General features: G+C 44.5%; 3 protein-coding genes and 1 pseudogene. All 4 read right to left on the reverse strand.

Annotated elements, in window-relative coordinates:
* Window positions 1-321, reverse strand: a pseudogene (locus OCV77_RS16180) (hypothetical protein); the annotation flags it as partial.
* Between the two features lie 466 nt (window positions 322-787).
* Complete coding sequence (locus tag OCV77_RS16185) at window positions 788-3,709, reverse strand: glycoside hydrolase family 3 C-terminal domain-containing protein (protein ID WP_262575988.1); 2,922 nt, start codon at window positions 3,707-3,709, stop codon at window positions 788-790.
* Between the two features lie 45 nt (window positions 3,710-3,754).
* Window positions 3,755-4,264, reverse strand: coding sequence for a polysaccharide biosynthesis protein GtrA (locus tag OCV77_RS16190; protein WP_262575989.1), 510 nt, complete (start codon window positions 4,262-4,264; stop codon window positions 3,755-3,757).
* The gene (locus OCV77_RS16195; RefSeq protein ID WP_262575990.1) at window positions 4,261-6,726 is read right to left on the reverse strand and encodes a glycoside hydrolase family 3 C-terminal domain-containing protein; all 2,466 of its coding nucleotides are present in this window, start codon (window positions 6,724-6,726) and stop codon (window positions 4,261-4,263) included. The genes OCV77_RS16190 and OCV77_RS16195 overlap by 4 nt, the downstream gene beginning before the upstream one ends.
* Between the last annotated feature and the right edge of the window lie 234 nt (window positions 6,727-6,960).

A 6,960-nucleotide genomic window follows, 5' to 3' on the forward strand; every position in this document is an offset into this window, starting at 1 on the left:
CACTGCCTGATAAAACCGGTTGTGCTTTGGCACATTCATATCCTTTCTCAGATGGGGCTCCAGATCATAAATATTCACTCCTGATTCCTGATCTTCCCCTTCCAGAATCTCCACATCCATCCGGATCCCCCGTTTCTCGGGAAGGATTCCCTGCAGTGTCTTCTGTGCTGTGATATGGATCTTTCCGATCTGCCTTTGCAGCAGGGTTTCCAGAATAAGCCTGCAGAACTCCTCTCCAAGCTCCTGATCCAGTGCGGCCGCATTCATCAGGAAATCATCCATGACATCCATTTCTTCCAGTGTCTTTTTGGTTTTACCCATACCTCATACCTCCTCTGGCGGTACAGAAAGTACAGGTATCCCCTTCTCTTCTGTCTTCTTCCGCCTACATAATTTGTCTGTGTGAAAATGCAGGCGATACGCCAGAAGATGCCTCTGCCTGGTTCAGATCCCAAAGATTCAGATTCATCAGATTTTCACATGAATTTCTGTTACATTTTTATCGTATCAGTATATGAAATGTATGTCAAGTTGTTTTGTATCGTTTTGTGATCGGTATTTCGTTTCTGCTATTTCCCCATATTTCTGTAAGAAACCAGATTCTCCGTCTGCGGCGAGTCGCTTTACGCAACGTCTGTCCTTCCACTGCAGTGTGATCCTGCCCAGAGGGCTTTTTTATGTCATTGGAACATTATGGAATAATTTCCTATTCCATAAAAAATGTGGCTCTGCAAATATATTTCTATTTACAGAACCACACTTTACTACCATGATTTATTTCTTTTATTTATTTCTGTTCTGCCTCATTTTGCAGATCGCTTTTCCTGTACTTCTGAACTGTTCTGATTTCATCTACTGCAAATAAGATCAGTACCAGTGCATCAACTCCGATCAGTACCTTCTGCCATGTGTCCAGTCCTCTGTCAAAGGTATGGTCTTCATATACCCTTGAATTGACAACCGTATACAGAATATTCTTAGTTGCCTGGCGCATTGCCTTTACAGCTGTTGCTGACGTGGTATCTGTCAGATAATTTGTTCCTGTATCATAATCAGCTAGCATAATATCTACACCATTACGGATTGCTCTGTCTGAATCCATAAATCCGAAGTCTACAAAATAATCTGTCAGAACCATTCCTCTGAATCCCCATTCATCACGGAGAATTGTCAGATCCAAAGGAGCACAGGCGCATCCTGGTAATGTTCCAATATGATTATAAGAACTCATAACCGCATCCGCACCACCATCTTTTACCGCTAATTCAAATGGTTTCAGATAAATTTCTCTGATCGCCTGCTCGGTACTCCATGTACAGAGCTGTCCATATCTGTTTGTTTCCTGATCATTTAACGCAAAGTGTTTTATGTAAGCATATACGCCATGTTTTTTAGCTGCTTCTACTGCTTTGGCAGCCATTTTTCCGGCAAGAACGCCATCTTCGGAATAATACTCAAAATTTCTGCCGCCAAATGCGGTACGGTGCATATTCATAGATGGTGCATACCAGCCTGTAACACCCATTTCGTCTGCCATCTCTCCGATGTTATCGCCAAAGGTTGCAGCCAGTTCCTTATTCCATGTACATGCCAGCATTACTTCTGATGGGAATCCGATGGATCCCTGTCCTGTAAAGTTATTATTAATTGCGGCTGCCCCGTCACAGTCAACAGTAGATGATTTTTCAATGCTTTCGATTGCTGCTGTCTGGTATCCACCTGTAGCAATCAGTGTATTCATCTCGTCTACGGTAAGTTCATCCAGAAGCTGTTCCCATTTTTCATCATCATAATCAACATTTTTCAAATCTTCCAGTATGATTCCGTTTTTGGCTCCTGTTACCGGCATCTCATCATTTTCATCATTATAATCCCTGGGATCATAATTAGAGTTATTTAAAAATGCCTCTTTTTCCTGTTCAGGAAGCATATAGTCTGACGGAGCTGCTGTTGCTTTTTCATAATTGGCAAATCCATCTGCTCTGGACAGATATTCTGCATTTCCCTCTGCAAACTCCAGTTGTGTTACTGCTGCTGTCTGATCAGAGGAACGTGCATTGTCTTCACTATATACGGTATCATTCTGCACCGTATAGACTCTGGAATCTATCACATTGTGTGAATCTGAATTAATGGAAATGGTGTAATCTCCGCTTTCCAGAACATAGCACTTATTTACCTTTGCATCAAAGGATGCCATATCTTCAACAGAAAATGAAATGGTAAGTACCTGTGACTCTCCCGGCTTTAACATATCTGTTTTTGCAAATTCCACAAGATTTGCAGAAGCCTTCTCGATACCTCCATTGGTATATGGCGGATCAAAAAATACCTCTACTACATCTTTGCCTGCAACGTCTCCTGTATTCTGTACTGTAACTTCAAATGATACTATACCATTTTCTTCAGAAATATCTCCCATTTTCTGTGAAAATGTTGTATAACTCAGTCCGTAACCAAACGGATACTGTACTGTGCTATCATAATCTATGAAGTTTTCCTTTGCGGCTGTTTCATAATATTTGTAACCTACATATATGTTTTCCACATAATTAACGAAGGAAGGATACATATCCACAAGGCCAAGATCATCAATGTGACCATACTGCTTCATGTTCTCATATGTAAAAAGTCCGATATTATTAAAGTATGGTGTCTTTGTCAGATCATAAACAAAAGTATCTGCTGTCTTACCGGAAGGATTCACTTCTCCGTTTAAGATTTTTCCAAGAGCGGTAAAACCTGCCTGTCCTGCTCCGGGTGTGTAAATGGCTGCCTTCACAGAATCATACTGATCCAGTACGCCAAGTTCCATTGTATTGGCAGAGTTGATCACAACAATAACTGTTGAAAATTCTTTTGCCACACGATCGATCATCTGTAACTCTCTTGTTGTCGGCTCCAGATAGGTCTTGGATTCATCCAGATCTTCCGCATATTCGCTCATCCTAAGTCCTTCAGCACCACCCCACAGGCCGCCGCCACTTGCTTTGAATGTGTCTTCTTCTACATAATAACTGGTTGGCAAATCGGCTCCTTCTCCTCCGGATCTTGCCAGAACAACGACAGCAACATCGGAAAAAGCTTTTGCTTTGTTAAAAATATCTGCCTGATCATATTCATCCATAGATGGTTCCGGTACTGTCCAGTCCTGTCCCCAGTAATCAATGATTGGTCTTGTATCCTTAAAGTTCACATAAAAATCTGCAATTTCCTGATTGACTTCAAATCCTGCTTTTTTCAGTCCCTCTAAAATGGATACTTTATCATAATTGTCATTGATGGAACCGGCACCGGTTCCACTGTATACCGGATTGGTAGAAGACCAGCCAAATACATTTAACTTCTTTGTATCCTTTAACGGTAGTGTATTATCCTCGTTCTTTAATAACACCATGCCTTCCTCAGCCATCTGAACATTTGCATTAATCGCATTGTTCATGGAATCTTCCGATATCGTTCCGTCTCCGCTGACCAGATTCAGCAGCGTTCTCATGGGACCGGTACAGATCAGATTGATCACGATCGTGATTCCAAGTCCCATCGCAATAAGAGCTTCCTTACAGATCAATGCCTTTTTTCTTTTTTCAACCTTACTGCATGCTATGATCACAATTAGTGCCATAACAATAATAACCGCTAATGCAATTAACTGTGGTTTACAGCTGTTCAGCACGTTTATGACGTCACCCACACTAAAACTAACCATGTTTTTTCCTCCATCACTTATATACTAACTTATTTTTTACTATTTTTATTCAGCTTTTCTTTTTCCTGGCATTACCCAGAATTTCATGGTCGGATAGCTGATTACAACCTGTACCAGAATATTCAGAATATTTGCAAGTGTGGGAACCACCCCCTGCGGGATCCCAAGCCCGATCAGCCACCCCTGACTGTAAGCCGGCAATGCCGTAGATACCAGCACCAGAACTACTGCCAGTACCGCATATTTCCAGGCTGCTTTTCCAAAAGCCGCATCCGAATGAAACACCAGATTTTTCTGTACAAAGAAATTCACCGTCTGGGCTGCTGCCGTTGCCACAAGGAAACTTAAAAATCCGCAAAGCATCAGGCTTTCCCTGGTTGTATAATCAAAAATCCAGGCCTGAAAGGGTATTTCTTTCAGTCCCTTGAACACAAACCCTGTACAGATCCACATCACTACAAAATTCGTGACCGTTGCGCAGTTTGACAGGATATTAAAGATAATGAACTCATAAAGATCCGGATGGTTTTCTTTCCATTGTTTCAGTCCCTTCATGTCTCACCTTCTTTCTTCTGATTATCCTCACCGGCCTGTCTCTCCAGCGTCTCTTCATATTCTCTGTTGGCACGGCGGTTTTTAAAAAATCCTGTTATCACCTTTGAAAGGCCCTGCAGGGTTCTACCGTTTACCACCAGCAAAATGCCATCCACCATTTTCATGTCCACCATGCCTTCTGTCATTTTGGCAATCGCCCGGAAGGGCATATTATACTGAAACAGAGTATTCAGATCCGGCTGTTTTCCCTTTTTTTCCGCCTTCTCAATTTTCTTCTTAAGGCTTCCTGCGATCAGCCTTGCCAGAGGATTTCTGGCATAGCGCATATCTGACAGGGGATCATTCCGGTCAAGAGTCCTTCGCTGTTTCCGGCTGTCTGTCTGCTCTTTTGCACCAGGCAGCATTTCCGGTTCACCAGCTTTCGCCAGTGTCTCTCCCGTCATCTGTACTCCACTTTCTTTCACCTGTAGCCCCGGCAGAGAAATCTCTCCGGTCAGCCGGATATCCTGGCTGCTGCTTCCTGCAAGGATCTGGTAAGTTCCTTCTTCCTGCTCCCAGCTTCCGCTTCTTTCATTGAAAAACCGGAAGGTTTTATCATCGAAGGGAATCCTGACTTCCTTTTCTTCCCCGGCTTTCAGATGGAGCTTTACAAATCCTTTCAGCTCCTTTTCCGGCCTGCTGACCTTACTTTCCGGAAGCGCCACATACATCTGCACGATTTCGCTGCCATCCACAGTTCCTGTATTCTTTACCTTCAGACTGATTCCCTTGTCAGCTACCTGCAGATCCCTGTAGGCAAAAGTAGTATAGGAGAGTCCGAATCCAAAGGGGAACGATACCGGAATCTGATTTTTTTCAAAATAGCGGTAGCCTGTGAAGATCCCTTCCCTGTATTCCAGAGTTCTGTCCTTCGCCGGATAACAGGGATACGAAGGGGTATCCTCGTAGCTCCAGATCCAGGACTCTGTCAGTTTTCCGCTCGGATTAACCGCTCCGGTCAATATTTTCATCACAGCGCCTGCACCTGTTTCTCCGGATAAGCCGGTATGCAGGATGGCTCTGCAGTCCTTTTTCCACCAGGTACCTACTACGCTTCCTGTGCTGAGCACTGCCACCACTGCCGGATTGACTCTTGCGATTTTATGGAGGAGTGACAACTGATTCTGGGGAATATTGATGCTTTTCCTGTCCATCCCTTCCGTTTCCTCCTGTTCGCCAAGTCCAAGGAAAAACAGTACAACATCTGCCTCCCCGGCAAGCTTCAAAGCACAGGTCTCTCTCTTTTTATCCACTTTTCCGCTCCGCAGATATCCACGCTCTGCACCTGCAAGAACCAGCTCTGTTTTCCGGATTTCTTCTGCTGCAGTTTCTACTAAAATGGCATTCACACAGGAAGAACCGGCTCCCTGATATCTTGGAGAAAAAGCAAAATCACCGATCAGCGCTACTCTGGTTCCTGCTTTCAGGGGCAGAATGTTTTCTTCATTTTTCAGAAGCACCATGCTTTCTTCTGCCGCCCGGCCTGCCAGTCTGTGATGCTCCTGATAAAGGCTTTCCTTCTGCCCTTCCAGCTTATGTTTCTCTTCTGCGGAATGCTTCGGAAAGGTAAGAGCCGCTGTCAGCAGTTCATCCACCCTTTCATCAATTTCCTGCTCTGTAATCCTTCCTTCTTTCAGCGCCCTGATCAGCTCTCTGGCACTGTCGAAGCCACAGCCCGGCATCTGCAGGTTGGAACCATTCTGGATGCCCTCCGTAAAATCATTGCCGCCGCCCCAGTCCGTGACCACGAACCCTTCAAATCCCCACTCCTTCCGGAGGATCTGCTTCAACAGAAAAGGATTTTCATTGGCATAGGTGCCGTTCACTTCATTGTAGGATGACATTACAGCCCCCGGCTTTCCTTCCTTCACTGCAATTTCAAATCCTGTCAGGTACATTTCTCTGAGGGTTCTTTCATCCAGCACGACATTCAGTGCCATCCGTCTTTCTTCCTGACTGTTCACCGCAAAGTGCTTGGCACAGGCGCTGACGCCCACTTTCTGGATGCCACGGATCATGGCTGCCGCCATTTTACCGGACAGATAAGGATCCTCCGAAAAATACTCAAAATTCCTGCCACAGAGCGGATTCCGTTTCAGGTTCAGCCCCGGTGCCAGAAGTACACTGACATCTGCTAATGCCGCTTCCTGTCCAAGTGCCTCTCCTACTTCCTCTTCCAGCTTTTCATTCCAGCTGTCTGCCACGGTAGCTGAAGAAGGAAAACAGGTTGCCGGCAGGGAAGGATTCAGTCCAAGATGATCTCCCTCGCCGCACTGTCTCCGAACGCCGCTTGGTCCGTCCGCAAAAGTAATACTGTCTATTCCAAGATGAGCATAACCTCTTGAGGCCCACTCATTTTTGCCTGTCAAAAATGCGGCTTTTTCTTCCAGTGTCATTTTTTCTATCAGCTCCTGATGCCGCATTCTTTCCCTCACCTCCTTTTTTCTGTAGTAAGACGTCTTTTTCTGATTTTCATTATAAACAAAAAACCAGAGGGAATTTCCCTCTGGCACAAATGGTCAGAAATCTGTCATGAACTGCATCTGTTTCCTTCTTTTGGTATCAGGATGTTCAATAGTCATCCGAGATTCCCGTTTTGTAAACGAGTTTCACATTTTGAAAGCGACCTGCAAATTTTGTACCCGACTTTCCACTTT

The organism is Suilimivivens aceti (assembly GCF_025567405.1).
Lineage (GTDB): Bacteria > Bacillota > Clostridia > Lachnospirales > Lachnospiraceae > Suilimivivens > Suilimivivens aceti.

Bases quoted from the DNA above. Each gene is read 5' to 3' on its own strand.
- OCV77_RS16185 (WP_262575988.1), bottom strand. From the start codon at position 3,709: ATGGTTAGTTTTAGTGTGGGTGACGTCATAAACGTGCTGAACAGCTGT.
- OCV77_RS16190 (WP_262575989.1), bottom strand. From the start codon at position 4,264: ATGAAGGGACTGAAACAATGGAAAGAAAACCATCCGGATCTTTATGAG.
- OCV77_RS16195 (WP_262575990.1), bottom strand. From the start codon at position 6,726: ATGCGGCATCAGGAGCTGATAGAAAAAATGACACTGGAAGAAAAAGCC.